Here is a 25,800-nt window from a genome sequence, read left to right as displayed (position 1 = left end):
CCCCGATTCGCTCATCCGTAAGCCAGCCGTTAGCGTGCCTGTGTGTCGATCGAATGGGTGAACTCGGCCATCGACGACCTGCGCGCCTGGGGGCGCGCCCGGGGCGTCGAGGTGGACGCGGACGAGGTCCGCTTGCTCTGCGACTACGCCAGCGACTACCTGAACGTCAACAAGCTCGCCGACTTCACGCCCGCCACGTTCGACGAGCTGCTGCTGTCCATCTATCCGCGCAAGGTCATCGCGCCCCCGGAGAGCGCCGAGGAGACCGTGGCCGCCGGGCGCACGCTCGTCCGCTACCTGCAGGAGTCGGGCGAGGTCGGCGACGAGACCGCCGCCGCCATGCGCGAGCGGCTGGCCGACATCGAGACCCGCATGCCCGACGCCCTGGCCGACACGGCCAACTTCGGCATGGCCAAGAGCCTGTTCAGCTCCATCGGGCCCGAATCCCTGGAGCAGTCCATCGCCATCCCGTCCGGTGAGGTGCCCGATCTGGGGGAGGCGCCCTGCGACTGCCCCGGCTGCACCCCGCGTCCCGCCGTCCGGCCGGCCGCGCCCGAGGAGCTGGAGGCGGAGCTGCGCGGCGTCCCGCTCCTGGCCGCGCTCGACCGCGGCGCGGTCCCCTACCTGGAAGGGCTGCGCGCGCCCGGCGACCCGCTGGGCAGGTGGGCGGCCGTCGTGGCCCACCTGATGGAGGGCGACACGGGCGGCGGGGTCACCGGCTCGGCGGGCGTCGACGAGGAGCTCTACGACCTGTTCGACATGCTCTACCGGGTGCAGGCCCCGGTGCCCGCCGAGGTGATCGGCGAATACCTGGAGGAGCTCGTCGAGGACGAGGTGGACGTGCCCGCCGTGCTCGCCCGCCTCGCCTGGTGCGGCCTCGTACGCCTCACCGGAGACGGCGCCCACCCCGCGGCCGGGCTCACCCCCGCCGCCGTGTGGGCGCTGCGCGAGCACTACCTCGCGCTCGGACTCGACGCGCCGCAGGCGCCCGACCTGGCCGAGGCCGACGCTCGCGGGCTCATCGAAGGGCTGCTCGACGGCGTGCCTGCCGAGCTGGCGGAGTCCGACATCGACCGCTGGCTCGCCGCCAGGAGCCCCGAGGAGGCCGCGGCCCAGCTGTTCGACGCCGCCTCGGGAGCGCCCGCCGTCGCCCGTGGGATCGCCGTCACCATCGTCGACCGGCTCGGCGCCGGGGCCGAGCCCGCGGTGCGCGGCGGCCTCGACGACCCCGAGCTCCGGCCGCACGCCATCCACTGGCTCATCTCGCGCGGCCTGCCCGCCCCGCATCTCACCCACGACGAGCTTCTCTGGGTCAGCGTCGACATGCTCGCGCTGGCGATGCCCCACGCCCAGGAGGCTCCCGAGATCTTCGCCGAGAACATGGGCGCCTCGGGCCCGCCCGCCCACCTGATCGAGGAGATGTGGCAGGTGGACCATCCCGACGTGGTCGAGGTCCTGGAGCTGCTCGGGCGCTCGCTGCCCGACACCACCACGGCCAAGGCCGCGCGCAAGGCACGCTCGCGGGCCATCCGTTGAGTACGCCTCTGTGACTCACGTGCAGTAAGTTTCGTGGGTGGCAAACAACGTCTTCGACCTCGCCGAGCTGCGCAAGCTGATCGATGAGCAGGCCGCTCCGCCGGGGCCGCCTGAGGAGACGCCCGTGGAGCACGAGGCGCTCACCTTCCCACCCGTCACCCTCGCCGACGACGCCGAGCTGGCGAGGGCGGTTCCCCAGGTGCCGCTCGTCGCCGACGCGGTGCGCCTGGCCGGCTGGACGGGCACCCGCCCCGTCACCCCCGAGGGCCTGCCGACCGAGGCCGACGCCGCGGCCGCCGCCGCCGAGCTCGGGCTCGACCCCTCCCGCCTGCGCCTCGTCTGGATCGTCGCCGTCAACACCGGCCTGCTCCAGATCCTCGGCGGACGCGCCTCCCGCGGTCCGCTGCCGCAGCGGCTGACCGTCGAGGCCACGCTCGAGTTCTGGGACGGCGTGGTCATGGACGTCCTCGACCGCGCGGACGAGGGCCTGACCGGCTCCGCCGTCGTCGACGGCCACCTGGCCGAGATGCTCGCCACGATCTACTCCGTACGGTCCGGCGTCGCGGTCGCCAACCTGGCCCGCGGCATCCTGCAGTCCCACGAGGTCGCCTGCGCCCCCGGCGAGACCGGGATGCGCCGCATGGCCGCCGACCTGCCCGGCGAGCTGCTGCAGGCGCTGTCGCTGCTGGCCTACTGCGGCGTGGTCGAGCAGACCGCCGCCGGCCGCACCGCGCTCACCCCGCTCGGCGTCTGGGCCATCAGGCGCGATCTGCTGCGCGAGGGCCACGACGCGCCCACCTCCGCGGAGGTCGAGGTGTTCGCCGACCTGACCGCGGCCGAGCTGGTCGACGCCCTGGTCAGCGGGTCCGCCACGCAGAGCGCGGTGGCGGGGTGGCTGGAGCGCCGCCCGCCCGAGGAGGCCGCTCGCGAGCTGATCGCCATCGCCGCCGAGGGCACCGCCGGCCGGCGCGGCGCGGTGGGAGCCGTCCTGGAGGAGCTCGGCCCCGAGGCCGAGTCGCCCCTGCGCGAGGCGCTCGATCTGCCGCTCATGCGCCGCTACGCCGCCTCCTGGCTGCACATCCGCGACCTCGACGCGCCCCCGCTCAGCCCCGAGGACCACACCTGGATCGCCGTCGACTCGCTGGCCGCCCTCATGCATCTGTCCGGTCACGCCGCCGACCGGCTCGACACGCCCGAACCCCGCGAGGACCTCATCCGCCTCGTCGCCGAGATGCCCTCCGTCGGCCACCCCGACACCGTCGCCGTGCTCGACATGCTCGCCCGCGCCCACGGCGACGAGGCCGTCGTCAAGGCCGCGCGCAAAGCGGCGATGAAGGCTCGCTCGTTCGCCCACTAAACTGAGCTGATCCCTCGAAGAAACGGAGTGACCCTTGGCGATCCAGGCGATCCGGCTGTTCGGAGACCCGGTGCTGCGCACCCCGGCGGCTCCGGTGGTCGACTTCGACAAGGAGCTCCGCAAGCTCGTCAAAGACCTCACCGACACGATGATGGACGCGCCGGGCGCCGGCCTCGCCGCCCCGCAGATCGGCGTCGGGCTGCGGGTGTTCACCTACTACGTGGACGACCAGCTGGGCCACCTCATCAACCCCGACCTCGACCTGTCCAGCGAGCTCGACGAGGAGGGCGAGGAGGGCTGCCTGTCCTTCCCCGGCCTGTCCTTCCCGACGCCCCGCGCGATCCGCGCCGTCGCCAAGGGCTTCGACATGCACGGGGAGCCGGTCGTGCTGGAGGGCACCGACCTGATGGCGCGCTGCTTCCAGCACGAGACCGACCACCTCGACGGCATCCTGTTCATCGACCGGATGGACCCCAAGCAGCGCAAGCTCGCGATGAAGGCCGTGCGCGAGGCCGAGTGGAGCGGGCTGCAGGCGCCCGCGGTCAAGTTCTCGCCCCACCCGACCGGCGGAAAGGCTCTCTGACGATGCGGCTGGTCTTCGCCGGCACCCCGGAGACGGCGCTGCCGTCGTTGCGCGCCCTGCTCGACTCGCCGCGTCACGAGGTCGTCGCGGTCGTCACCCGCCCCGACGCCCAGTCGGGGCGCGGCCGCAAGGTGCACCCGTCGCCGGTGGCCGAGCTGGCCGAGGAGAGCGGCATCGAGGTGCTGCGCCCGGTCAAGGCAGGCGACCCCGCCTTCCTCGACCGGCTGCGCGCCCTGGAGCCCGACTGCTGCCCCGTCGTCGCGTACGGCGCGCTGCTGCCGCAGGCCGCGCTCGACATCCCCCGGCACGGCTGGGTCAACCTCCACTTCTCGATCCTGCCCGCCTGGCGCGGCGCCGCCCCCGTGCAGCACGCCGTGCTCCACGGCGACGAGATCACCGGCGCGACCACGTTCCGCATCGTCAAGGAGCTCGACGCCGGTCCGGTCTTCGGCGTCGTCACCGAGGAGGTCAGGCCCGGCGACACCAGCGGCGCCCTGCTCGAACGGCTGTCGGTCTCCGGCGCAGGGCTGCTCGCCGCCACCCTTGACGGGATCGAGGACGGCAAGCTGGAGGCACGCCCGCAGCCGTCCGAAGGGGTGAGCCTCGCTCCCAAGATCAGCGTTGAGGACGCCCGCGTCGACTGGTCCGCCCCGGCCATGGGGATCGACCGGCTCATCCGCGCCTGCACCCCCGGCCCGGGGGCGTGGGCCGAGTTCCGCGGCCAGCGGGTCAAGCTCGGCCCGGTGCGCGTCGCCGCCGGTGAGGAGCGCCTCGCCCCCGGCGAGCTGGCGGCCGGCAAGCACCGCGTCCTGGCCGGCACCGCCACCGACCCGGTCGAGCTGGGCGAGGTCCAGCCCCAGGGCAAGCGCCTGATGAGCGCGGTCGAGTGGGCCCGCGGCGTTCGCCCGGAGGCCCGGGAGTGCCTCCGGTGAGCGACCAGGTGAATCGAGACGGTGCGCCCGGCCGCGAGGCGGACGCCCCGCGGGGCATGGCCGCCGGGCTCGCGGAACTCGGAGCGAAGGAAGCCCGGCCTCGTCGATGCGCGGGCGTCGCCGGCCGAGGCGTGACGGAAAGTCGGAGGGCATGAGACCACGGGGTGCCGCGGCCAGGGGCGGTGCGGGAAGGCCGCGCAGGCCGGTGCGCGACCAGGCGCGCAACACCGCCTTCGACGTCATGCGCGCCGTGGCGGAGCGCGACGCGTACGCCAACCTGCTCCTGCCGCGTCTCCTGCGGGAGCGCGGCATCGGGGGGCGCGACGCGGCGCTCGCCACGGAGCTGACCTACGGGACGCTGCGCGGGCTCGGCACCTACGACGCGATCATCGAGGTGTGCGGCGACCGCGCGCCCGACCCGGCGGTGCGCGACGCGCTGCGGCTGGGCGCCCACCAGCTGCTGAAGATGCGCGTCCCGCCGCACGCCGCCGTCGGCACCAGCGTCGACCTGGTACGGCTGCGCGTCGGGCAGGGGGCGGCCAAGTTCGTCAACGCGGTGCTGCGCAAGATCGCCGGGCGGACGCTGGAGGAGTGGGTGGCGATCGTCGCGCCCGACCCCGAGCATGACCCGGCGGGTCACCTGGCCGTCGCCCACAGCCACCCGCGCTGGGTGGTGACCGCCTTCCGCGACGCGCTGGGCGAGGACGCCGCGGAGACCGCGGATCTGCTGGCCGCCGACAACGACCGTCCGCTGGTGACGCTGGTGGCTCGTCCCGGGCGCTCCTCGGCGAAGGAGCTGCGCGACGCGGGGGCCGAGCCCGCCCGCTACTCCCCGTACGGGGCCTACCTGCCCGAAGGCGACCCCGGCCAGATCGCGGCGGTGGCCGAGACCCGGGCCGCGGTGCAGGACGAGGCCAGCCAGCTCGTGGCGCTCGCCCTCACCCGCGTCCCGCTCGACGGCCGCGACGAGCGCTGGCTCGACCTGTGCGCGGGCCCGGGCGGCAAGGCTGGCCTTCTCGACGCCATCGCGACCCACGGCGACCTCGAAGGACTCGCGGCCCCGTCGGCCCAGCGAGGCGAGGAGGGGCCGGGTGGCGGAGCGCCCCGCGCGTTCCCCGGTGGGGCGTGGGTGATGGCCAGTGACGTGCAGCATCATCGGGCGCGGCTGGTGTTGCAGACCACGGACGACGCGCTGGTGATCACCGCTGACGGCACCGCGCCGGCGTGGCGGCCGGGGGCGTTCGACCGGGTCATGCTCGACGCTCCCTGCACCGGGCTGGGGGCGCTGCGGCGCCGGCCGGAGGCGCGGTGGCGGCGCGAGCCTTCGAGCGTCGCCGAGCTGAGCCGGCTCCAGCGGGAGCTGCTCGGCACCGCGCTGGACTCGGTCAGGCCCGGCGGGGTCGTCGCCTACGTCACCTGCTCGCCGCACCTGGCCGAGACCCGGGTGGTGGTGGGCGACGTGCTGGCCCGCAGGGACGACGTGGAGCAGCTCGACGCACGCGACTACCTGCCGGGGATCGACGGGCTCGGCGAGGGGCCGCACGCGCAGTTCTGGCCGCACCGGCACGGCACCGACGCGATGTTCCTGGCCCTGCTCCGCAAGCGCCCGTGACCGGCGAGATCCTCTCGACGAGGAAGTGAGACTGCCCGCTGGGCGGGGCAGGGACACCGGCACCCAATAGACTCGGGGCATCATGGCCGTACAGATCTCTCCCAGCATCCTCTCCGCCGACTTCGCGCGGCTCGCCGACGAGGCCGCCGCGGTGCCGAACGCCGACTGGCTGCACGTGGATGTCATGGACTACCACTTCGTCCCCAACCTGACCCTCGGGCTGCCCGTGGTCGAGGCGCTGCGCAAGGCGACCTCGCTGCCGCTCGACTGCCACCTCATGATCGACGACCCCGACCGGTGGGCGCCCTCGTACGCGGAAGCGGGGGCGGGGAGCGTGACCATCCACGCGGAGGCGTCCTCGGCCCCCGTGCGCACCCTGCGGGAGATCCGGTCGCTGGGCGCCAGGGCGGGGCTCGCGCTCAACCCGGCCACCGCCGTGGAGCCGTACGAGGATCTCCTCCGCGAGATCGACATGCTGCTGCTGATGACGGTGGAGCCCGGGTTCGGCGGGCAGTCGTTCCTCGACATGGTGCTGCCGAAGATCCGGCGGGCCCGGGACCTCATCGAGCGGCACGGCGGCCAGGTGTGGCTCCAGGTCGACGGCGGCATCGCCGGCGACACCATCGAGCGGTGCGCGGTGGCGGGAGCCGACGTGTTCGTGGCGGGCAACGCCGTCTACGGCGCCGACGACCCGGCCGCGGCGATCGACTCGCTGCGCGCCCTGGCCGACGGGGCGTCCTGACCGGCCCCCGCCACGAGGCGGGGGCTTCGGGTCAGTCCTGGAGCGCGGGGTCGAGGACGATGTCCTCGCCCTCCGTCGTCGGCTCCTCGGGGAAGTGACAGGCGGTCAGGTGGCCGTCGCGGTTGCCCGACAGCCGCAGCAGCGGCGGCTCCTCGGTCGCGCACTTGTCCTGCGCCTTCCAGCAGCGGGTGCGGAAGCGGCAGCCGGACGGCGGGTCGACCGGGGAGGGCACGTCGCCCGCCAGGCGGATGCGCTCGCGGGGCGGGGCGTCCAGGTCGGCGTCGGGCACGGCCGACAGCAGGGCGTGCGTGTAGGGGTGCCGGGGCCGCTCGTACAACGACTCCCGGTCGGCGATCTCCACCACCTTGCCGAGATACATCACCGCGACCCGCTGCGAGAAGTGCCGCACCACGGCCAGGTCGTGCGCGATGAACAGAAACGCGATGCCCAGCTCCTGCTGCACCCGCTGGAGCAGGTTGATCACCTGGGCCTGGATCGACACGTCCAGCGCCGACACCGGCTCGTCCGCGATGATCAGCCTGGGGTTCACCGACAGCGCGCGGGCGACGCCGATGCGCTGGCGCTGGCCGCCGGAGAACTCGTGGGGGAAGCGGTTGTAGTGCTCCGGGTTGAGCCCGACGATCTCCAGCAGCTCGCGGACCCTGGCCTCCCGGCCGCCCGGCGGGTCGATGCCGTTGACCTCCATCGGCCCCTTGATGATCGACCCGACCGTGTGGCGCGGGTTGAGCGACGAGTACGGGTCCTGGAAGATCATCTGGATCTGGGAGCGGATCGGCTTCAGGTCACGCCGGGAGGCGTGGCTGATGTCGCGGCCCTGATAGCTGACCGTGCCCTTGGTCGGTTCCAGCAGCCGGGCGGCCAGCCGGCCGGTGGTGGACTTGCCGCAACCCGACTCGCCGACCAGGCCGAGCGTCTCGCCGCTGTGCACGGTCAGGTCGATGCCGTCCACCGCGTGCACGGCGCCGACCTGGCGCTTGATGAACGCGCCGCCTCTGACGGGGAAGTGCTTCTCCAGGCCGGACAGCTCCAGCAGCTTCTCCGTCACGTCTTCTCCTTACCGGCCGCTCGTTCGCGGATCTCCGTCTTCTGCTTCAGCGGCAGGTAGCAGGCGTCGCCATGGCCGCGGTGCGGCGACAGCTCCGGCCGCTCACCCGTGCACACCTCGCGCCCCAGCAGCTCCATGAAGTCGCAGCGGGGGTGGAACGGGCAGCCGCGCGGGACGTTGATCAGGCTGGGCGGCGTGCCGCGCACCGGGCGCAGCGGCTCGTCCACCGCCTGGCGCAGGCTCGGCATGGACCCGAGCAGGCCCCACGTGTACGGGTGGCGGGGCTCGCGCAGCACCTCGCGCATCGTGCCCCGTTCCACGGCGCGGCCCGCGTACATGACCAGCACCTCGTGCGCCGTGCTGGCCACCACGCCCAGGTCGTGCGTGACCAGGATGATCGCGGTGCCGGTCTGCTCCTGCAGCTCGCGCAGCAGGTCGAGGATCTGCGCCTGTACGGTGACGTCCAGCGCGGTCGTCGGCTCGTCGGCGATGAGCAGGCCGGGGTCGCAGACCAGGGCCATCGCGATCATCGCCCGCTGCCGCATGCCGCCGGAGAACTGGTGGGGGTACTCGTCGACGCGGAGCTTCGGCTGCGGGATGCCGACCCGGTCGAGCATCTCGATGGCCCGGTCCCGCGCCACCGACTTGGAGACGCCCTTGTGCTTGCGGTACACCTCGGCGATCTGCGCGCCGACCGTGTGGAACGGGGACAGCGAGGTCAGCGGATCCTGGAAGATCATCGCGATCTTGTTGCCGCGCAGCCGCTCCATCGTGGACCGGGACGCCGTCAGCAGCTCCTGGCCGTCGAGCGTGATGCTGCCGGAGATCTGCGCGGTCTCCGGGTTGTGCAGGCCGAGCACGGCCAGGTTGGTCACCGACTTGCCGGAGCCGGACTCGCCCACGATGCCCAGCGTGCTGCCCCGTTCGACCTCGAAGGAGAGCCCGCCCACGGCGTGCACGACGCCGTCCTCGGTGTGGAAGTCGACGGTGAGGTCGTTGACTTCGAGATACATCAGCTCAGCCTCACGCGGGGGTCGATGACGGCGTACAGGGAGTCGACGACCACGTTCATCAGCACGATCGCGCCGGCCGCGAGCACCACCGTGGCCATCAGCGTCGGCAGGTCGGAGTAGTCGACCGCGCGCACCGCCAGCCGCCCGATGCCCTGCAGGCCGAACGTGGTCTCGGTGATGATCGCGCCGCCGATGAGCGTGCCCAGGTCGACACCGAAGATCGTGATGACCGGGGTGAGCGTTCCGCGCAGCGCGAACCGCAGCACCACGCTCCGCCCCGACATGCCCTTGGCCCTGGCCGTGCGGACGTAGTCCTCGTTGAGGTTCTCCACCATGGTGGAGCGGGTGATGCGGGTGTAGTTCGCGGTGAAGATGAGCGCCAGCACCAGCCAGGGCAGCAGCAGCCCGTTGAACCAGCCGAGCGGATCCTCGGTGATGGGCACGTACTTGGGCTGGGAGAAGACCTGTGTCTGGTAGACGAACAGGTACATGGCCAGGGTGCCGACGAAGTAGATCTGCACCGACGCGCCGATCAGCGACGCCACGCTGGCGACCTTGTCGAGCGGCTTGCCCTGACGCAGCGCGGCGACGATGCCGGTGGCCACGCCGAAGATCAGGAAGATCACCGCGGCGCCGAGCGTGAGCGCGATCGTGACCGGCATCCGGTCCATGATCGTCTCGAACACCGGGGCCTTGTTGACGAACGAGAAGCCGAGACAGGGCGCCGGGCAGTGGCCGAGGCCCTCGTAGTCACGGCCGACGAAGATCCCGGACAGCCATGACACGAACTGCACCAGGAGCGGCTGGTCGATGCCCAGGTTGCGGCGGGCCTGCTCCAGCGTCTCCGGCGGGCACACCTTGCCGCAGGCCAGCCGGGCCGGGTCCGCGGGAATCGCGTAGAACAGGAAGAAGGTCACCGCCGAGATGACCAGCAGGATGACCGCCGCTCCCAGCACGCGGCGGATGAGGAATCGAAGCACGAGATCTCCAAGAGGGTGCCCCGGGCGCCCGCACGGACGCCCGGGGCGGTGGCACTACGGCTTCACGAAGATGGTGTTCGGGGAGACGATCCACATCTGCGGGTCGATCTCCGCACCACCGACCTTGGAACCGTGCAGCCAGGTCCCGATCCGGTTCTCGGCCACGACCAGCGGCGCGTGCTTCTCCTGGATCTCCTTGTCCAGCGCCATCCAGGCGGCGTTGGCCGCGTCGATGTCCGGGTTCTCGGAGATCTCCTTCATCTTCGCGTCCAGCTCCGGGTCGCGCAGGTGCGTCATGTTCTGGCCGCCGTCGCTGACCGGGCCGAAGATGATCGGCATGACCGTCGAGCCGGACGGCCAGTCGGAGCCCCAGCCGCCCCAGTACAGGTCGAACTCGTTCTTGGTCTGGCTGATCGAGTCGTAGTACGTCTTGCGGTCCAGCGGCTTGGTCACGACCTTGATGCCGGCCTTCTCCAGGGCGTTCTTGATCACGACCGTGATCTGCTCCTGGACCGGCGTCTGGTTGTGCGCGTAGACGATGGTCGGGTTCGGGTCGCTCGACTCGGCCAGCAGTTGCTTTGCCTTCTCGATGTCGCCCTCGGGCTTGGCCGCCTTGCCGTACAGGTCGTAGGACTCGTACCCGACCGTGGTGTTCTCGTTCAGGATCGTCGTCGGCAGCGCCGCGGCGGCCGGGCCGCCCATCGTCTGCTGGATCTGCTTCGACGGCCACGCGTAGTTGATCGCCTGGCGGATCTTGATGTCCTTCACCCGGTCGAGGTTGAAGTAGTAGTAGTTGCCGTAGGGCGAGGGGCTGACCATGCGACGGTCGGCCAGGCTCTCGTCGGCGAGCACCTGCTGCAGCCGCTCAGGCGGCACCGCCGCGTAGAAGGTGAACGCCTGCTGGTCAGGGCCGTTGTCCGCGACGAGCCGGTCCGTGATCTGCAGGTTCTCCTGGCCGAACTCCAGCTTCCAGACGTCCGGGTACGCGCCGCGGACCGGGTCGGTGCTCGCGTCCCAGTGCGGGTTGCGCTCCAGCTCCATCGACTTGTCGACGGTGTGGGACTTGATGATGTACGGGCCGGAGGAGAAGGGCTCCTTGTCGTACTTCTCCTTGGTGTCCTTGGCCTTGGGCACGATGGCGTAGCCGCCCATGGCGAAGGCGTAGTTGGCGTCGGCGTGCGGCGCCTTGAAGGTGAAGACGATCGTCTTCTCGTCCGGCGTCTCGATCGCGTCGAGCCGCTTGCCGTCGTACGGACCCTCGTACGCCTTCTTGTAGTCCTCCTCGGTCAGCCACTGCTGGATGTACGCGGGACCCTGGGTGATGAACGGGGCGAACATCCGCTCGATCGTCCACTTCACGTCCTCGGACGTGATCGGCGTGCCGTCCTGCCACTTCACCCCGTCCTTGAGGGTGAAGGTCCAGGTCTTGCCGCCGTCGGACACCTGGCCGGCGTCGGTGGCCAGGTCGCCCACGAGCTTGTACTCGCCCTTGGCGACCCGCTTGTAGCCGGTCAGGCCGCGGTGGATGAGCAGCTGGAAGTTCGTCGCTGTGTTGACGTAGCTCTGCGCCGGGTCCAGGTGGGCGAAGTCGTCACGGTCGATCATGGTGACCGTGCCGCCCTTGACCACGCCCTCAGGCTCGATGGCCGGGCCCTTCGAGTCCTCGGCCGTGCCCAGGGTGATCACGGCCGGCTTGTACTCCGCCTGCGGCGGCGCCGACTCTCCGGAGCTGGGGGCGGCCGACGGCGCGCCCTGGTTGCCCGGCGCGCAGGCGCCGACCAGGGTCAGCGACGCCGCGGCGAGCACCGCGAGCACCGACCTCGTACGGTGGTTCATCTCTCTCCTCTAGCGCTTGATCTTGGGGTCGAAGGCGTCACGCACGGAATCGCCGAGCAGGTTGAAGGCGATCACGAAGATCAACAACGCGACGCCGGGGAAGATGAGGTACGTGATGTCGTTCTGGTAGACCTGGGTCGCCCGCAGGAACATGCGCCCCCAGTCGGGCACCAGCTCACCCATCCCGACGCCGAGGAACGACAGCCCCGCCTCGGCCGTCACCATGGCGGGCAGCAGCAGCGTCGACTGGATGAGGATCGGCGTCCACAGGTTGGGCAGCAGCTCCTTGAACACGATCCGGGCCGGCGAGGCGCCGGTGACCTTGGCGGCCTCGACGAACTCGCGCTCGCGCAGCGACAGCACGTAACCGCGCAGCAGCCGGGCCAGCCCCGCCCAGCCGAAGGCGCTGAGCATGATCGTGAGCGAGACGGCGCGCAGCCAGATCGGCGTCTCCTCGTCCGGCGGCACCAGCAGGCTTTCCACCACCGGGGTGAACGCGATGATGAAGATCGTCGACGGGAAGGACAGCGTCAGGTCGATGATCCGGCCGATGAAGTAGTCGGTCCTGCCGCCGAGGTAGCCGGCCACGATGCCGATCACGATGCCGAGCGCGGTGATGATCAGGGTCGCGGCCAGGGCGATGCCGAGCGACGTCCTGATGCCGTACACCAGTTGCATGAACACGTCCCGGCCGAGGCTCGGCTCCAGCCCGAACCAGTACTCGGAGCTGATGCCGCCGTTGGGCAGGATCGGGTAGCCGTAGTCGTTCAGCAGTCCTGGGATGTCCTGCCCGTACAGGGTGTACGGGTCCTTGCCGTACAGCCACGAGATCACGGGCGCGAAGATCGCCACCAGGAAGAAGAAGATGACGATCACCGCGGAGGTGACGCCGACGCGGTCGCGGCGGAAGCGCGTCCACATCAGCCGGCCGGGTGACCGGCCGGCGGTGTCCTGGGTTTCGGTCACGGACGTCGCGTCGGTGGTGATCGCGGTGGACGTCGGTGTCGTCATGTGGTCGGGGTCCCTCAGCACGTACGAAATCCGGAAATTCCGGGCCACAGGCGACGTTCTCAGGTCATCTCACTCTGTGACAATGCCTCCACGGTTTTTCGTAAGTTTGTTGTAAAAAATAGACTTTGTCGTATTCGCAAAGTCATTGACCTGCCATATCACCGGATGCAAGAATCAGAACCGTTTATACGCTCAGTAATCACGGAATCGCGGCACAACCACGACAGTCCTGTGACATAGCCCCCGGCCCTGGCGGGTAGGCCCTTACTCATGGAAGACCACGGGCTGTTCGGGCCGGAGTCCGTGACGTGGCGGGTGATGGGTGAGCCGATTCTGCTGGTCGGCGGGTTCCGCGCGCTTCTCATGCAGAGCCTTCACCCGCGCGCGATGCGCGGCGTCATACAGAACTCCGCCTTCATGAATCCCGACGAGGCGTGGTCGCGTTTCGTCCGGACCACAGAATTCGTCCGCGTGCGCACGTACGGGACACGAGCCGAAGTCGAGCAGGCCGGCCGCCGCGTACGCAAGATCCACGCCACGCTCACAGGCTGTGACCCCGACACCGGCGAGCGGTTCCGGCTCGACGAGCCCGCGTCGCTGCGCTGGGTGCACGTCGGTGAGGTCGACTCCTACCTGACGGTGGCCCGCCGGGCGGGCGTGCGGCTCAGCGACGCCGACGCCGACGCGTTCGTCGCCGAGTGGCGGCGCGCCGCCGAGGTCGTCGGCCTGGACCCGCTGAGCGTGCCCGGCTCGGTCGGCGGGCTGCGCGCCTACATCGAGGCCGCCCGCCCGGGGCTGCGGCTCGTCCCCGAGGCCGCGAACCCGCTCCTGGCGTCCCTGCACACGCCGCTGCCCGGCCTGCTCGCCACGCTGCGGCCGGTGGTGCCGGCCCTGACCGTGCTCGCCTTCGCCACGCTGCCGCGCTGGGCCAGGCGGATGTACGGGCTGCCCGCCACGCCGGTCGGCGACCTGTGGGCGACCGCCACGCTGCGGGCCCTGCACGCCGGCATCGGCCTGGTGCCCGCGAACGTCCGCTACAGCCCCGACGCCCGCCGCGCCCGCAAGCTCATGGCCGCCTGAGCCGATCACGGGGAGCCCCGGTCGCGCGCATGAATTCGGACATGGCACACTGGGATGGACAGAGCTAGCGTGCTCCGGGGTCGGTGAAAATCCGAACCGGCGGTGACAGTCCGCGACCCGGCCGATGCCATCGGCCGGTTGACCCGGTGAAATTCCGGGACCGACGGTGAAAGTCCGGATGGGAGGCAGCACGCGGGTGCCCGGCATTGCGCCGGGTGCCCCACGGTGCGTTCGCGTACCGTGTTCGACCCCCCGGGGCCCGCCACGGCTTGGAGCTACTGGCGAGTAGGAGGCCCCCGGTGGCGGGATCCCCGCAGGACGCGGTCCACATGGCGCGCGCCGTCGAGCTGGCCGCCCGCGGTCACGGTCACACCAGCCCCAACCCCGTCGTGGGCTGCGTCGTGCTCGACGCCGCCGGCCGGGTCGCGGGTGAGGGGTTCCACGCGTACGCGGGAGGGCCGCACGCCGAGGTCGCCGCCCTGCGCGAGGCGGGGGAGCGGGCCAGGGGCGGCACCGCTTACGTCACCCTCGAACCCTGCGACCACACCGGCCGGACGGGCCCGTGCAGCGGCGCGCTGCTGGAGGCGGGCGTGGCCCGCGTCGTCCACGCGGTCGCCGACCCCAACCCGAAGGCCGCCGGCGGCGCCGGGCGGCTGCGCGCGGCCGGAGTCGCCGTGACGGCCGGGGTGCTGGCCGAGGAGGCGGAGCGGGTCAACGCCGAGTGGCTGACCTGGGCCAGGCTCGGCCGCCCGCACGTGACGTGGAAGTTCGCCGCCACTCTCGACGGCCGCTCGGCCGCCGCCGACGGCACCAGCCAGTGGATCACCTCTCCCGAGGCCAGGGCCGACGTGCACCGGCTGCGCGCCCGCAGCGACGCGATCGTGGCCGGCATCGGCACCGTGCTGGCCGACGACTCCCGGCTCACCGCCAGGCCGGCCCTGGCCGAGGGCCGCCCGCTGCGCGTGGTCGTCGACCCGGACGCCAGGACGCCGGCCACCGCGCGGGTGCTCGACGGCGCGGCCCCCACGCTCGTCGCCGTGGCCGCCGACACCGTCACGACCCTCGGCGCCGACCTGCTGCGCGTGCCCCGCGACGGCCGCGGCCTCGACCTGCACGCCCTGCTCAAGGAGCTCGCCGCCCGCGAGGTGGTCAGCGTGTTCCTGGAGGGCGGCCCCACGCTGGCCGGGGCGTTCCTGGCCCGCGGGCTGGTCGACCGGGTCGTCGCCTACGTCGCGCCCGCCCTCCTCGGCGCCGGCGCCGCCGCGCTGGGCGAGGCCGGAGTGCGCACCATCGGCGAGGCGCACCGCCTGATCTTCGACGAGGTTTCCCCCATCGGGCCGGACGTGCGCCTCGTCGCACGCCCCGCGCCCCCGCACCCCCGCAGGGAGAAGTGAATGTTCACCGGAATCATCGAGGAGAAGGGCGAGGTCGTCGCCGTCGAGGCGGCCGGCGGCGGCGCCAGGATGTCCGTACGCGGCCCCGTGGTCACCTCCGACGCCCGCCACGGCGACTCGATCGCCGTCAACGGCGTCTGCCTCACGGTCGTGGACGTGCGTGGCGACGTCTTCACCGTGGACGTGATGAAGGAGTCGCTCGACCGCAGCTCGCTCGGCGCGCTGTCGGAGGGCGGGGCGGTCAACCTGGAGCGCGCGGTCCGGGCCGACCAGCGGCTCGGCGGCCACATCGTGCAGGGCCACGTCGACGGCACCGCCGCACTGCTGTCCAGGGAGCCCGGCGACAACTGGGACGACCTGCGCTTCGGCCTGCCCGCGTCCCTGAGCAGGTACGTCGCGGAGAAGGGTTCGATCGCCGTCGACGGAATCAGCTTGACGGTGACGACTGTTGACGACGGAAGCTTCGGCGTGAGCCTCATCCCGACCACGCTCAAGCTGACCACCCTGGGCGAGCGCCAGGTGGGCGACCTGGTGAACCTCGAGGTCGACGTGATCGCGAAGTACGTGGAGAGGCTGGTGGGCGCCCGATGAGCTGGGCGGACGCATCGATCGACATCTTCGGCCTGCCCGTGAGGTGGACCGACCTGATCGGCAACATCTGCGCGCTGGCGACCGTGGTGTTCGCCATGCGCAAGTCCATCTGGACCTGGCCGGTGCAGTTCACCGGCGCCGTCCTGCTCTTCGCCGCCTCCATCAGCGCGCACGTCACCGGCAACGCGCTCAAGCAGGCCCTGTTCGGCCTGCTGGCGATCTACGGCTGGTGGAAGTGGCGCCAGGGCACCCAGCAGCACGAGCTGGCCGTGCGGCCCGCGACCGGGCGCGAGCGGCTCGTGCTGATCACCGCGGCCGTGCTCGGCACGATCGTGGTGGCGGCGCTGTTCAAGACGTTCAACCTGTCGTGGTACCCGGACGCCCCGCTGGCCGTGGTGGCCGCGGACGCCTACATCTTCGTCGGCGGCGCGGTCGCGACCTGGGCGCAGGGCCGGGCGCTGGTCGACTTCTGGATCGTCTGGGTGGCCGTCGACCTCGTCGGCGTGCCGGTCGCGTTCAACTCCGGGCTGTACGTCTCGGGCGCGGTGTACGCGATCTTCTTCGTGATGGTGCTGGTCGGGTTCGTCAAGTGGCTGCGCGAGTACCGCGCCTCCGCACCGGCCGTGGCGGTGGCGTCATGACCGGGGGCATCCTCGACCCGGTCGAGCGGGCGATCGAGGACATCAGGGCGGGCCGGCCCGTCGTGGTCGTCGACGACGAGAACCGCGAGAACGAGGGCGACATCATCTTCGCCGCGGCCAGGGCCACGCCCGAGCTGCTCACCTTCACCATCAGGCACACCAGCGGCGTCATCTGCGTGCCGATGGAGGGCCGCGAGCTCGACCGGCTCGGCCTGCCGCTCATGGTCCACCAGAACCGCGAGCGGCTGCGCACCGCGTACACGATCAGCGTGGACGCCCGCGACGGCGTCACGACCGGCATCTCGGCCGCCGACCGGGCCAGGACGATCCGGGCGCTCGCCGACTCCGCGACCGAGCCGTACGAGCTGGTACGGCCCGGCCACGTCTTCCCGCTGCGCTACCACGAGGGCGGCGTGCTGGTCAGGCGCGGCCACACCGAGGCGGCCGTCGACCTGGCCAAGCTCGCCGGGCTCAGCCCCGCGGGCGTGCTGGCCGAGGTGGTCAACGACGACGGCACCATGGCCAGGCTGCCCGAGCTGCGCGTCTTCGCCGACGAGCACGACCTCGCGCTCATCTCCATCGAGCAGCTCGCCGACTACCGGCGGCGCACCGAGAGCATGGTCACCCGGGTCGCCGAGACCAACCTGCCCAACGCGTACGGGATGTGGCGGGCGTACGGCTACTCCAGCTCCATCGACGGCGGCGAGCACGTCGCGCTGGTCTTCGGCGACCTCGGCGACGGCGAGAACGTCCTGGTCCGCGCCCACTCCGAGTGCCTGACCGGCGACGTGTTCGGCTCGCTGCGCTGCGACTGCGGGGTGCAGCTCGACCACGCCATGGCGGCCATCGCGGCCGAGGGCCGCGGCGTGGTCGTCTACCTGCGCGGCCACGAGGGCCGCGGCATCGGGCTGCTGGCCAAGCTGCGCGCCTACAGCCTCCAGGACGCCGGGGTCGACACCGTCGACGCCAACGTCGAGCTGGGTCTGCCGATCGACGCCCGCGAGTTCTCCAACGCCGCCCAGATCCTCGCCGACCTGGGGGTCAAGGGGGTGCGGCTGCTCACCAACAACCCGGTCAAGGTCACGGGCATGGACGGCTACGGCATCAAGGTGCTCGGCCGCGAGCCGATGCCGGTCGCGGTGAACCCGTACAACGCCCGCTACCTGCAGGCCAAGCGCGACCGGCTGGGCCATTCCATCGAACACACGGACATCGACGGCACCCAGGAGGCCTCATGAGCGGCGAAGGACGTCCCGCGATCACCACGGCGCCCGACGCGTCCGGGCTGACCGTCGGGGTGGTGGCCGCCAGCTGGCACGCCGACATCACCGACCGGCTGGTGGACCGGGCGGTGCGGGCCTGCGAGGACGCCGGCGCCACCGCCACCGTGGTGCGGGTGCCCGGCTCGCTCGAACTCCCGGTGGTCGCCCAGGCGCTGGCCCGCCGCTGCGACGCGGTGGTGGCGCTGGGCGCGGTCATCCGCGGCGAGACGGCCCACTTCGACTACGTGTGCGACTCGGTCACGGCCGGGCTGACCAGGGTCTCGCTCGACGAGCGCACCCCGGTCGGCAACGGCGTGCTCACCTGCGAGAACCTCGGCCAGGCGCTGGACCGATCGGGGCTGCCGGACAGCAAGGAGGACAAAGGCTACGAGTCCGCGATCGCCGCGCTGGAGACCGCACTCCTCCTGCGGACCCTCGGCTGACCTGCGGTACATTCTCGACCGTGCCTGAGCTCGTGCCACCTCCCCCGCTGCCCGTCGTCTGGCGCCCGCGCCGGGGGAGGTTCGTCGCCTACACCTTCGCCACCCTGATCGTGCTCGGCGCGGTGGTGATGGCGATCCTCATCGCCCCGCCGTTCCAGCTGGCCGACCGCATCGCGATCGTCGCGTTCGGCTGCGCGGTGGCGTTCGTGCTCCACCTGCTCGGCCGGGTGCGGGTGGAGGCCGACGACGAGGGCGTCACCCTGGTCAACGCGGCCCGCACCCACCGCTACACCTGGCCCGAGGTCCTCGACGTGACCTTCGTGCAGGGCGACCCATGGCCCCGCGTCGACTTCTCCGACGGCCGGACGATCGGCGCGATGGGCATCCAGGGCTCGGAGAAGCCCGCGGCCCGCCGCGCCATCGCCGAGCTCACCGCCCTCATCCACGACCGCGGCGAGGCCCGCGAAGACTGACGTGAGACCTCACTTCACGTCATAGAGGGCGTCGATTATCAGGAAAACGGCGTGACCCGTAGCCTGAAAGCGTGCGTCGGCGGACAATGAGGGCGATGGACATCGAGTCGCCGGAAAAGCTCATCGAGCTGCTCGACCGGCATGCGTATCTGGCCGACGAAGGTCTGGCCACGGCCGCGTTCCTGGCGCTGCGGATGCGGCGGCCGCTGTTCCTGGAAGGGGAGGCGGGCGTCGGGAAGACCGAGCTGGCCAAGACCCTGGCCGGACTGCTCGGGGCGCCGCTGATCCGGCTGCAGTGCTACGAAGGGCTGGACGCCGCGCAGGCCCTGTACGACTGGGACTTCGCCCGGCAGCTGCTGCACCTGAAGGCGGCAGAGGTCGCCGGCGTGACCGACGTGCGGCGGCTCGAAGGGGAGATCTACGAGCGGCGCTTCCTCATCGCGCGGCCGCTGCTCAAGGCGCTGGAGACGCAGCCGAGCGTGCTGCTGGTCGACGAGATCGACCGGGCCGACGACGAGTTCGAGGCGTTCCTGCTGGAGGTGCTCTCCGACTTCACCATCTCCGTCCCGGAGCTCGGCACGATCAGGGCGGAGTCGCCGCCGGTCGTGGTGGTGACCTCCAACCGCACGCGGGAGGTGCACGACGCGCTCAAGCGGCGCTGCCTCTACCACTGGCTTGAGCATCCGAGCTTCGAGCGGGAGGTGGCGATCCTGCTGCGCCGCCTGCCCGCCTGCACCGAGACGCTGGCCCGCCAGGTCGCCGGGGCCGCCGAGCGGCTGCGCGGGGCCGACCTGGTCAAGCCGCCGGGCATCGCCGAGACCCTCGACTGGACCGAGGCGCTGCTGACGCTCGGCGCCGACGAGCTCGACCCGGGCCGGGCGGCCGCCACGCTGGGCGCCGCGCTCAAGTACCGGGAGGACGTCGAACGCGTCCTGGGCAACGGGCTGCTCCGCCATGACTGATTTGGCCGCCACGATGACCGGGTTCGCCCGTACCCTCAGGGCGGCCGGGGTCGCGGCCGACCACGAGCGCACCCAGGGCTTCCTGCGCGCGCTGGAGCAGCTGGACGTCGCCGTCCCCGGCGACGTCTACTGGGCGGGCCGCCTCACGCTCTGCGCCGGCCCCGACGACCTGCCCCGCTACGACCGCTGCTTCCACGCGTACTTCGGCGGCGCCAAGGCCACCACCGCCCCGGCCGCCGTCACCTCCGTCACCCGCTACACCGCGGCGGGCGAGAGCGCGGAGGGCGGGCGCGAGGGCGAGGCCGCGCCCGCCACCGCCAGCAGCACCGAGGTCCTGCGCCACCGGGACGTCGCCAGGCTCACCGAGGCCGAGCGCGCCGAGGTGCACCGGATGCTGACCATGCTCAGGGCCAGGCGGGCCACACGCCGCTCGCGCCGGTACGAGAGCGCCCACCGGGGCGTGCTCGACCAGCGCCGCACCATCCGCGACGCGCTCAGGAAGGGCGAGGTGGCCAGGCTGCGGCGCCGGCGGCACACCACCAGGCCGCGCCGCGTCGTGCTCTTCGTCGACGTGAGCGGCTCCATGTCGCCGTACGCCGAGACGCTGCTGCGGTTCGCGCACGCGCTGGTGCGCAGCGAGCCGCGGGCCACCCGCGTGTTCTCGGTCGGCACCCGGCTCACCGCCGTCACCGCCGAGCTGCGCCACCGCGACCCCGGCACCGCGCTCGACGCGGTGTCGCGGGCCATCCCCGACTGGAGCGGCGGCACCCGGCTGGGGGAGGAGCTGAAGCAGTTCCTGTCCCAGCACAGCGCGCGCGGCGCGACCGTGGTCATCGCCTCCGACGGCTGGGAACGGGGCGACCCCGAACTGCTGCGCGCCCAGATGGCCCGGCTGGCCCGGCAGGCGCACCGGGTGATCTGGGTCAACCCGCACAAGGGGTACGAGGACTACCAGCCGCTCACCGGCGGCATGCGGGCCGCCCTGCCCTACCTCGACGCCCTGGTGGCCGGGCACAGCCTGGCCGCCTACGAGGAACTCACCGAAAGGCTCGCCCATGCGTGACGTGCTCCCGGAGATCATGCGCTGGTGGAGGTCGGGGCTCGAGTTCGGGCTCGCGACGGTGGTCGGCACGTTCAACAGCGCGCCCAGGCCACCGGGCGCCGCCATGGCCGTGCGCGGCGACGAGGTGGTCGGCAGCGTGTCCGGCGGATGCGTCGAGGGCGCCGTGTTCGAGCTCGCCACCGAGACCCGCCGCCCGGTGCTGCAGCGGTACGGGGTCAGCGACGACGACGCGTTCGCCGTCGGGCTCACCTGCGGCGGCATCATCGACATCTTCGTCGAGCCGATCTCCCGCGACACCTTCCCCGAGCTGGGCGACGTGGCCGCCTCGATCGAGGAGCACGAGCCGGTCGCCGTCGCCACCGTCCTCTCCGGCCCCGGCGAGGTCGGCGCCCGCCGGATCATCTGGCCCGGCCGCTCCTCCGGCTCGCTCGGCCCCGGCCGCCTCGACGACGCGGTGGACGACGACGCCCGCGGCATGCTCGCCCAGGGGCTGACCGGCATCCGCCACTACGGCGGCGAGGGCGAGCGGCGGCTGGACGACCTGGCCGTGTTCGTGCACTCGTTCGCGCCGCCGCCGCGCATGCTGGTGTTCGGCGCGATCGACTTCGCCGCGGCCGTCGCCCGGGTCGGCAAGTTCCTCGGCTACCACGTCACCGTGTGCGACGCCCGGCCCGTCTTCGCCACCCCCAAGCGCTTCCCCGACGCCGACGAGGTCGTGGTCAAGTGGCCGCACGACTATCTGGCCTCCGTCTCGGTGGACGAGCGCACCGTGATCTGCGTGCTCACCCACGATCCCAAGTTCGACGTGCCGCTGCTGGAGGTGGCGCTGCGCACCCCCGCCGGGTACGTGGGCGCCATGGGTTCGCGGCGCACCCACGAGGACCGGATGGACCGGCTGCGCGAGGCCGGGCTGACCGAGGAGGAGCTGGCCCGGCTGCGCTCGCCCATCGGGCTGGACCTGGGGGCGCGCACTCCGGAGGAGACGGCCGTGTCCATCGCCGCCGAGCTGATCCAGCTCCGCTGGGGCGGGTCCGGCCGGCCGCTGTCGACCACCCGGGGCCGCATCCACCACGACGGGTAGGGGACGGCCATGAAGGGGAGCGGGGTGGCGGGGCTGCTGCTCGCGGCCGGCGAGGGCTCCCGGCTGGGCAGGCCGAAGGCGCTGCTGGAGCTGGCCGGGGAGCGGCTGGTCGACCGGGGGGTGCGGCTGCTGGAGGAGGGCGGCTGCCACCCGGTCGTGGTGGTGCTCGGGGCGGCGACCGTGCAGGTGCGGGGGGCGGTGGCCGTGCGCAACCCGGACTGGCGGTCCGGCATGGGGTCCTCCCTGCGGGCCGGGCTGGCGGCGCTGCCCGCCGAGTCGCGGGCCGTGGTGATCGCGCTGGTGGACCAGCCGCTGGTGCGGGCCGAGGCGGTGCGCGCGCTGATCGCCTCCGGCGCCGGGGTGGCCGTCGCCACGTACGGCGGCCGGCGCAGGAACCCGGTGCTGATCGAGCGCCGCCACTTCGCCGAGGTCGCCGCCCTGGCCCGCGGCGACGTGGGCGCCCGCCCCTTCCTGGCCGCCCATCCGGAGCTGGTGACCGAGGTGCCGTGCGCCGGCGACCCCGCCGACATCGACACCCCCGGCGATCTGGCCAGGCTGGAGCCTCGGCTGCTGGAACCTGAGTGAGCGGCCGCGGTCGCGTCGTCGTCAGAGACGGAACGAGGCGACGGCGGCCCGGTGGTCGCTGCCGGTGGCCGGGGCCACCTCGGCCCGCGTGGCGGTCATCCCGCGGAACAGGATGTGGTCCGGCCGCGTCACGGGGAACCCGGCCGGCCAGGTGAACCCGAACCCGTCGCCCGCGACCTCCTGCGCGTCGGTCAGCGGCGGCGTCAGCCCGCGCATGCCCCGGTCGGTGGTGGCCGTGTTGAGGTCGCCCAGCAGCAGGATCCGCTTGCTGCCGTCGCGGTCGATCAGCTTGCGCGCCTGCGCCAGCGAGGCGTCCCTGGAGGTGGTCTCGCCCGGCCGCGCCGAGGCGAGGTGCATCACGTACACGGTCACGTCGCCCTTGGGGGTCCGCACGGTCGCACGCAGGGCGCGCACCCAGCCCATGCCGACGTCCAGCGGGCGCTCGCGGCTGATCGGGTAGCGGCTCCACAGGCCGACGGTGCTCACCGCGTAACGGTGCTCGAACATCCGGTTGAGCTGCTTGGCCGCCGGGCCGCCCGGGGTGAGCTCCTGCGCCGCCAGCAGGTCGAGGTCCTCGGCGACGGCGCGTACGGCCTCGCCCGAGGCGTCGTTGCGCACGCCCACGTTCACCGTGCCGACCGCCAGGTCACTCGGCCCGCCTGGCGGGGTGCGCAGCAGCGCGGGACCGAACATGACGCCCCACACGGCCGCCGGAGCCAGCACGGCGCCGACGGCCGCGGTGGAGCGGGCCAGGGCCGCGCCCAGCAGCAGGACCGGCACGGCCAGGCCCAGCCACGGCAGCAGGCTCTCCATGACCGTCGTGAAACCGCCCAGGGCCGGCACGTAGCGGTGTCCGGCCAGGACCACGGCGAGGACGGCGGACACGACGACGACGACGCGCTTCAGCACTCTGACCAAGGTAGCCCCTCGCTGGCTCCAGCGCGGACACGCTAACCTGACGGCATCGGAACGGAACATCATTCTGTGGTGGGAGCGGGCATGCGGATCGGAATGACACTGGGCTACTCCGGGGGATTCAAGGAGACGGTGGGAGAGCTCGCCGACTACGAGAAGGCCGGGCTCGACATCGTCTTCGTCGCGGAGGCCTACAGCTTCGACGCGGTCAGCCAGATGGGATACATCGCGGCCGTCACCGAGCGGCTGCAGATCGCCTCAGGCATCCTGCCGATCTACTCGCGCACGCCCGCCCTGATGGCCATGACGGCCGCGGGCCTCGACTACATCTCCGACGGCCGCTTCACCCTCGGCCTCGGCTCCTCCGGCCCGCAGGTCATCGAGGGCTTCCACGGCGTGCCCTACACCGCCCCGATCGGCCGCACCCGCGAGGTCATCGAGATCTGCCGCAAGGTGTGGCGGCGCGAGCGCCTGCAGTACGACGGCCGCCACTACACCCTGCCGCTGCCGCCCGACCAGGGCACCGGCCTGGGCAAGCCCCTCAAGATCATCAACCACCCGGTACGTTCCCGCATCCCGATCGTGCTCGCCGCCATCGGCCCCAAGAACGTCGAGCTGGCCGCCGAGCTGGCCGAAGGCTGGGAGCCGATCTTCTACGTGCCGGAGAAGGCCGCCGACGTGTGGGGCGCCGCCCTGGCCGCCGGCAAGGCCAAACGCGACCCCGAGCTGGGCGAGCTGGACGTGGTCGCCCAGGCGTCCCTCTACATCGGCGACGACGCAGACGGCCTGCTGGACCTCGGCCGGCCGATGGCCGCCCTCTACATCGGCGGCATGGGCGCCAAGGGCAAGAACTTCTACAACAACCTCGCCAGGCGCTACGGCTACGAGAAGGAGGCCGAGCAGATCCAGGAGCTCTACCTCGACGGCAAGAAGGACGAGGCGGCGGCGCTGGTGCCGCGCGAGCTGCTGGAGAAGATGTCGCTGATCGGCGACGAGGCCTACGTCCGCGACCGGATGCGGGCGATGAAGGAGTCCGGCGTCACCACGCTGAACGTCACCCCGCTCGGCCGCACCCACGAGGAGCGCGTCCGCCTGATCGAGACCATCAAGGACATCGCCTCCTGATCACCGCCGCACCGGTACACACCCGTCGAAACGCCCGCCTTCCCCGTGCTGGAGGAGGCGGGCGTTTCCGTTGGGGCCTAAGGTTGGTCGAAAACTGAAGTTTGAGCATTGGCGGAGATATGTCCGACGCGACGCCGTCCCTGGTCGCCGGGCGGTACCGGCTTGATGAGCGCATCGGCAGCGGTTCGATGGGCGAGGTGTGGCGGGGGTACGACACCCGCGCCGACTGGACCGTGGCCGTGAAGATGCTGGGAGCCAAGGCGGTGGGGGCGGCCACCAGGGAGGTGCTGCGCCAGCACGCCCAGGCCGTGGCCCGGGTGATCCATCCCAACGTCGCCATGGTGCTGGACGTGGGGGAGCACGAAGGGTCCCCGTTCCTGGTGACGGAGTTCCTCACCGGGCCGAGCCTCGGCGAGGAGCTCGCCGGGCGCGGGCCGCTCAAGGTGGTGGAGGTGTGCGACCTGGCCGGGCAGGCCGCGGCCGGCCTGGACGCGGCGCACCGCGCGGGCCTGGTGCACGGCAAGGTCGGGCCCGACAGCTTCCGGATGGCCGGCAGCGGCGTGCTCAAGGTCGTCGGGTTCGGCCTGACGGGCCGGCCCGGCGGCGACCCCCGCTACCAGGCGCCCGAGCGGCTCGCCGGAGGCGACGGGCAGGCGTCGGCCGACCTGTACGGGCTCGGCGCGGTCTGCTACGAGCTGCTCACCGGCCAGGCGCCCGCCAGGGAGGGCGCGATCGCGCCGCCCAGTACCCTGCGCCAGGGCGTGCCCGCCGAGCTGGACCGGTTACTGCTCGCCATGCTCGACCCCGAGCCCGCCAAGCGGCCCGCCAGCGGCGAGGCGGTGCGCCGCGCGCTGGCCGCCATCGCCAGGCCACGGGCCGCCGCGCCCGCGCAGCCTGCCCCCGCCGCGACCCCGGCCGCGCGGGCCGGGGACACCGCGATCTACGACGCGTCCGAGCTGGCGCCGCCTCCGCCGTCCGGCCGCGAGAACCGCCGCCTGTTCGTCCAGGCCGGCGTGGCCCTCGCGGCCATCGTGGCGGTCACCGTAGTCATGATCTTCCTGGCGAGCGGTGACGAGGACCCGCCCGAGGCCGCCCCCACCACGCAGGTCACCGGCGAGGCGCCGCCCTCACCGACCCCCACGCCGACCCCGACCCCCACGCCCACTTTCACGGCCGAGCCGGAGCCCACCGAGCTCCGCGGCACCGACGCCCTGCCCATCCCCAAGGGCACCGTCGGCCAGTCGGTCCCGCCGGGCGGCTGGGAGACCTGGGTGAGGAGGTTCGACGAGGCGGTCACCAGCCAGATGGCCGTGAACGGGATGCACCCGAAGGTGGCCGAGAAGGCCCAGGACAAGCTCAGGAAGGCCGGGCGGAAGTTCGCCGAGGGCGACGAGCGGGCCGGCGTCAGGGAGGTCTCCCACGTCATCCGCGATCTGCGCAAGGCCAGGGACAAGGGCGAGATCGCCCCGGCCGGCCCGCTGTCCGACTGGCTCAACGACTGGCAGATCTAGCGGATA

Annotated in this window: 25 protein-coding genes and 1 riboswitch; of the genes, 19 read left to right on the top strand and 6 right to left on the bottom strand. The window is 72.3% G+C overall.

All coding sequences use genetic code 11. The features are described 5' to 3' along the window. The first annotated feature begins 42 nt into the window (after nucleotides 1-42). The 6 genes from ABD999_RS16610 (at nucleotide 43) to rpe (ending at nucleotide 6,762) form a co-directional block, all read left to right on the top strand. Entirely contained in the window at nucleotides 43-1,536 is a 1,494-nt protein-coding gene (locus tag ABD999_RS16610) for a serine/threonine-protein kinase (protein WP_345482787.1), read from the top strand. A gap of 37 nt (nucleotides 1,537-1,573) precedes the next feature. Next, nucleotides 1,574-2,893 carry a hypothetical protein gene (locus ABD999_RS16605; protein WP_148032715.1) on the top strand — a complete coding sequence of 440 codons (1,320 nt, stop codon included), beginning with the start codon at nucleotides 1,574-1,576 and terminating at the stop codon, nucleotides 2,891-2,893. A gap of 34 nt (nucleotides 2,894-2,927) precedes the next feature. Beyond that, nucleotides 2,928-3,476 carry a peptide deformylase gene (gene def / locus ABD999_RS16600; protein ID WP_148032714.1) on the top strand — a complete coding sequence of 183 codons (549 nt, stop codon included), beginning with the start codon at nucleotides 2,928-2,930 and terminating at the stop codon, nucleotides 3,474-3,476. A 2-nt stretch (nucleotides 3,477-3,478) separates the two neighbouring features. Then, nucleotides 3,479-4,408: a methionyl-tRNA formyltransferase gene (fmt, locus tag ABD999_RS16595; protein ID WP_271275325.1), complete on the top strand. Its 930-nt coding sequence runs from the start codon at nucleotides 3,479-3,481 to the stop codon at nucleotides 4,406-4,408. A 151-nt stretch (nucleotides 4,409-4,559) separates the two neighbouring features. Then, nucleotides 4,560-6,020 (top strand): RsmB/NOP family class I SAM-dependent RNA methyltransferase, encoded by a 1,461-nt coding sequence (locus tag ABD999_RS16590; protein WP_271275324.1) that lies wholly within the window; start codon nucleotides 4,560-4,562, stop codon nucleotides 6,018-6,020. Nucleotides 6,021-6,102: 82 nt separating this feature from the next. Next, nucleotides 6,103-6,762: a ribulose-phosphate 3-epimerase gene (gene rpe, locus ABD999_RS16585; RefSeq protein ID WP_148032711.1), complete on the top strand. Its 660-nt coding sequence runs from the start codon at nucleotides 6,103-6,105 to the stop codon at nucleotides 6,760-6,762. A gap of 31 nt (nucleotides 6,763-6,793) precedes the next feature. On the opposite strand, the gene ABD999_RS16580 is transcribed toward rpe, so the two are convergent. The 5 genes from ABD999_RS16580 to ABD999_RS16560 are packed head-to-tail and all read right to left on the bottom strand — an operon-like array spanning nucleotide 6,794 to nucleotide 12,668. After that, complete coding sequence (locus tag ABD999_RS16580) at nucleotides 6,794-7,828, bottom strand: ABC transporter ATP-binding protein (RefSeq protein ID WP_271275323.1); 1,035 nt, start codon at nucleotides 7,826-7,828, stop codon at nucleotides 6,794-6,796. Beyond that, the gene (locus ABD999_RS16575) at nucleotides 7,825-8,841 is read right to left on the bottom strand and encodes an ABC transporter ATP-binding protein (RefSeq protein ID WP_271275322.1); all 1,017 of its coding nucleotides are present in this window, start codon (nucleotides 8,839-8,841) and stop codon (nucleotides 7,825-7,827) included. Before ABD999_RS16575 ends, ABD999_RS16580 begins: the two co-directional genes overlap by 4 nt. Continuing rightward, nucleotides 8,841-9,821 (bottom strand): ABC transporter permease, encoded by a 981-nt coding sequence (locus ABD999_RS16570; RefSeq protein ID WP_148032708.1) that lies wholly within the window; start codon nucleotides 9,819-9,821, stop codon nucleotides 8,841-8,843. Before ABD999_RS16570 ends, ABD999_RS16575 begins: the two co-directional genes overlap by 1 nt. A gap of 54 nt (nucleotides 9,822-9,875) precedes the next feature. After that, entirely contained in the window at nucleotides 9,876-11,657 is a 1,782-nt protein-coding gene (locus tag ABD999_RS16565) for an ABC transporter substrate-binding protein (RefSeq protein ID WP_271275321.1), read from the bottom strand. A 9-nt stretch (nucleotides 11,658-11,666) separates the two neighbouring features. After that, complete coding sequence (locus tag ABD999_RS16560; protein ID WP_271275320.1) at nucleotides 11,667-12,668, bottom strand: ABC transporter permease; 1,002 nt, start codon at nucleotides 12,666-12,668, stop codon at nucleotides 11,667-11,669. A gap of 270 nt (nucleotides 12,669-12,938) precedes the next feature. On the opposite strand from ABD999_RS16560, the gene ABD999_RS16555 reads away from it, so the two are divergent. From ABD999_RS16555 to ABD999_RS16505, 11 genes are all read left to right on the top strand, one after another. Then, a complete protein-coding gene (locus tag ABD999_RS16555; protein WP_148032705.1) occupies nucleotides 12,939-13,748 on the top strand; it encodes an oxygenase MpaB family protein in 810 nt (269 codons plus the stop codon). Between the two features lie 65 nt (nucleotides 13,749-13,813). Next, nucleotides 13,814-13,944, top strand: a riboswitch (FMN riboswitch). Nucleotides 13,945-14,047: 103 nt separating this feature from the next. After that, complete coding sequence (gene ribD, locus ABD999_RS16550; RefSeq protein ID WP_261808672.1) at nucleotides 14,048-15,142, top strand: bifunctional diaminohydroxyphosphoribosylaminopyrimidine deaminase/5-amino-6-(5-phosphoribosylamino)uracil reductase RibD; 1,095 nt, start codon at nucleotides 14,048-14,050, stop codon at nucleotides 15,140-15,142. Beyond that, entirely contained in the window at nucleotides 15,143-15,733 is a 591-nt protein-coding gene (locus ABD999_RS16545) for a riboflavin synthase (RefSeq protein WP_271275319.1), read from the top strand. It abuts the gene before it with no gap. After that, a complete protein-coding gene (gene pnuC, locus ABD999_RS16540; RefSeq protein ID WP_148032703.1) occupies nucleotides 15,730-16,374 on the top strand; it encodes a nicotinamide riboside transporter PnuC in 645 nt (214 codons plus the stop codon). Before ABD999_RS16545 ends, pnuC begins: the two co-directional genes overlap by 4 nt. Continuing rightward, complete coding sequence (locus ABD999_RS16535) at nucleotides 16,371-17,612, top strand: bifunctional 3,4-dihydroxy-2-butanone-4-phosphate synthase/GTP cyclohydrolase II (protein WP_271275318.1); 1,242 nt, start codon at nucleotides 16,371-16,373, stop codon at nucleotides 17,610-17,612. Before pnuC ends, ABD999_RS16535 begins: the two co-directional genes overlap by 4 nt. Next, nucleotides 17,609-18,079: a 6,7-dimethyl-8-ribityllumazine synthase gene (ribH, locus tag ABD999_RS16530; protein ID WP_219543398.1), complete on the top strand. Its 471-nt coding sequence runs from the start codon at nucleotides 17,609-17,611 to the stop codon at nucleotides 18,077-18,079. The genes ABD999_RS16535 and ribH overlap by 4 nt, the downstream gene beginning before the upstream one ends. 20 nt (nucleotides 18,080-18,099) lie before the next feature. Beyond that, nucleotides 18,100-18,552 (top strand): PH domain-containing protein, encoded by a 453-nt coding sequence (locus tag ABD999_RS16525; protein ID WP_271275317.1) that lies wholly within the window; start codon nucleotides 18,100-18,102, stop codon nucleotides 18,550-18,552. 95 nt (nucleotides 18,553-18,647) lie between these two features. Then, a complete protein-coding gene (locus ABD999_RS16520; protein ID WP_219543399.1) occupies nucleotides 18,648-19,514 on the top strand; it encodes an AAA family ATPase in 867 nt (288 codons plus the stop codon). Then, nucleotides 19,507-20,577, top strand: a complete 1,071-nt coding sequence (locus ABD999_RS16515; RefSeq protein WP_271275316.1) for a vWA domain-containing protein — start codon at nucleotides 19,507-19,509, stop codon at nucleotides 20,575-20,577. The genes ABD999_RS16520 and ABD999_RS16515 overlap by 8 nt, the downstream gene beginning before the upstream one ends. Continuing rightward, nucleotides 20,570-21,658: an XdhC family protein gene (locus tag ABD999_RS16510; RefSeq protein ID WP_271275315.1), complete on the top strand. Its 1,089-nt coding sequence runs from the start codon at nucleotides 20,570-20,572 to the stop codon at nucleotides 21,656-21,658. The genes ABD999_RS16515 and ABD999_RS16510 overlap by 8 nt, the downstream gene beginning before the upstream one ends. Before the next feature lie 9 nt (nucleotides 21,659-21,667). Then, nucleotides 21,668-22,243 carry a nucleotidyltransferase family protein gene (locus ABD999_RS16505; protein ID WP_219543402.1) on the top strand — a complete coding sequence of 192 codons (576 nt, stop codon included), beginning with the start codon at nucleotides 21,668-21,670 and terminating at the stop codon, nucleotides 22,241-22,243. Between the two features lie 21 nt (nucleotides 22,244-22,264). Here ABD999_RS16505 and ABD999_RS16500 read toward each other — a convergent pair whose 3' ends face one another. Continuing rightward, complete coding sequence (locus ABD999_RS16500; protein WP_148032696.1) at nucleotides 22,265-23,152, bottom strand: endonuclease/exonuclease/phosphatase family protein; 888 nt, start codon at nucleotides 23,150-23,152, stop codon at nucleotides 22,265-22,267. A gap of 90 nt (nucleotides 23,153-23,242) precedes the next feature. Between ABD999_RS16500 and ABD999_RS16495 the strand changes: the two genes are divergently transcribed. Further along, nucleotides 23,243-24,283, top strand: a complete 1,041-nt coding sequence (locus tag ABD999_RS16495; protein WP_148032695.1) for an LLM class F420-dependent oxidoreductase — start codon at nucleotides 23,243-23,245, stop codon at nucleotides 24,281-24,283. Between the two features lie 119 nt (nucleotides 24,284-24,402). Then, nucleotides 24,403-25,794: a serine/threonine-protein kinase gene (locus tag ABD999_RS16490; protein WP_345482785.1), complete on the top strand. Its 1,392-nt coding sequence runs from the start codon at nucleotides 24,403-24,405 to the stop codon at nucleotides 25,792-25,794. Nucleotides 25,795-25,800: the final 6 nt, after the last annotated feature.

It is taken from the genome of Nonomuraea ferruginea (assembly GCF_039540635.1).
GTDB lineage: Bacteria > Actinomycetota > Actinomycetes > Streptosporangiales > Streptosporangiaceae > Nonomuraea > Nonomuraea ferruginea.
This window is presented reverse-complemented; position numbering and strand designations above follow the sequence as displayed.

Coding starts and splice junctions, on each gene's coding strand:
- fmt (WP_271275325.1), top strand. CDS start 3,479: ATGCGGCTGGTCTTCGCCGGCACCCCGGAGACGGCGCTGCCGTCGTTG.
- ABD999_RS16590 (WP_271275324.1), top strand. CDS start 4,560: ATGAGACCACGGGGTGCCGCGGCCAGGGGCGGTGCGGGAAGGCCGCGC.
- rpe (WP_148032711.1), top strand. CDS start 6,103: ATGGCCGTACAGATCTCTCCCAGCATCCTCTCCGCCGACTTCGCGCGG.
- ABD999_RS16575 (WP_271275322.1), bottom strand. CDS start 8,841: ATGTATCTCGAAGTCAACGACCTCACCGTCGACTTCCACACCGAGGAC.
- ABD999_RS16565 (WP_271275321.1), bottom strand. CDS start 11,657: ATGAACCACCGTACGAGGTCGGTGCTCGCGGTGCTCGCCGCGGCGTCG.
- ABD999_RS16560 (WP_271275320.1), bottom strand. CDS start 12,668: ATGACGACACCGACGTCCACCGCGATCACCACCGACGCGACGTCCGTG.
- ABD999_RS16555 (WP_148032705.1), top strand. CDS start 12,939: ATGGAAGACCACGGGCTGTTCGGGCCGGAGTCCGTGACGTGGCGGGTG.
- ABD999_RS16545 (WP_271275319.1), top strand. CDS start 15,143: ATGTTCACCGGAATCATCGAGGAGAAGGGCGAGGTCGTCGCCGTCGAG.
- pnuC (WP_148032703.1), top strand. CDS start 15,730: ATGAGCTGGGCGGACGCATCGATCGACATCTTCGGCCTGCCCGTGAGG.
- ABD999_RS16535 (WP_271275318.1), top strand. CDS start 16,371: ATGACCGGGGGCATCCTCGACCCGGTCGAGCGGGCGATCGAGGACATC.
- ribH (WP_219543398.1), top strand. CDS start 17,609: ATGAGCGGCGAAGGACGTCCCGCGATCACCACGGCGCCCGACGCGTCC.
- ABD999_RS16520 (WP_219543399.1), top strand. CDS start 18,648: ATGGACATCGAGTCGCCGGAAAAGCTCATCGAGCTGCTCGACCGGCAT.
- ABD999_RS16515 (WP_271275316.1), top strand. CDS start 19,507: ATGACTGATTTGGCCGCCACGATGACCGGGTTCGCCCGTACCCTCAGG.
- ABD999_RS16510 (WP_271275315.1), top strand. CDS start 20,570: ATGCGTGACGTGCTCCCGGAGATCATGCGCTGGTGGAGGTCGGGGCTC.
- ABD999_RS16505 (WP_219543402.1), top strand. CDS start 21,668: ATGAAGGGGAGCGGGGTGGCGGGGCTGCTGCTCGCGGCCGGCGAGGGC.
- ABD999_RS16495 (WP_148032695.1), top strand. CDS start 23,243: ATGCGGATCGGAATGACACTGGGCTACTCCGGGGGATTCAAGGAGACG.
- ABD999_RS16490 (WP_345482785.1), top strand. CDS start 24,403: ATGTCCGACGCGACGCCGTCCCTGGTCGCCGGGCGGTACCGGCTTGAT.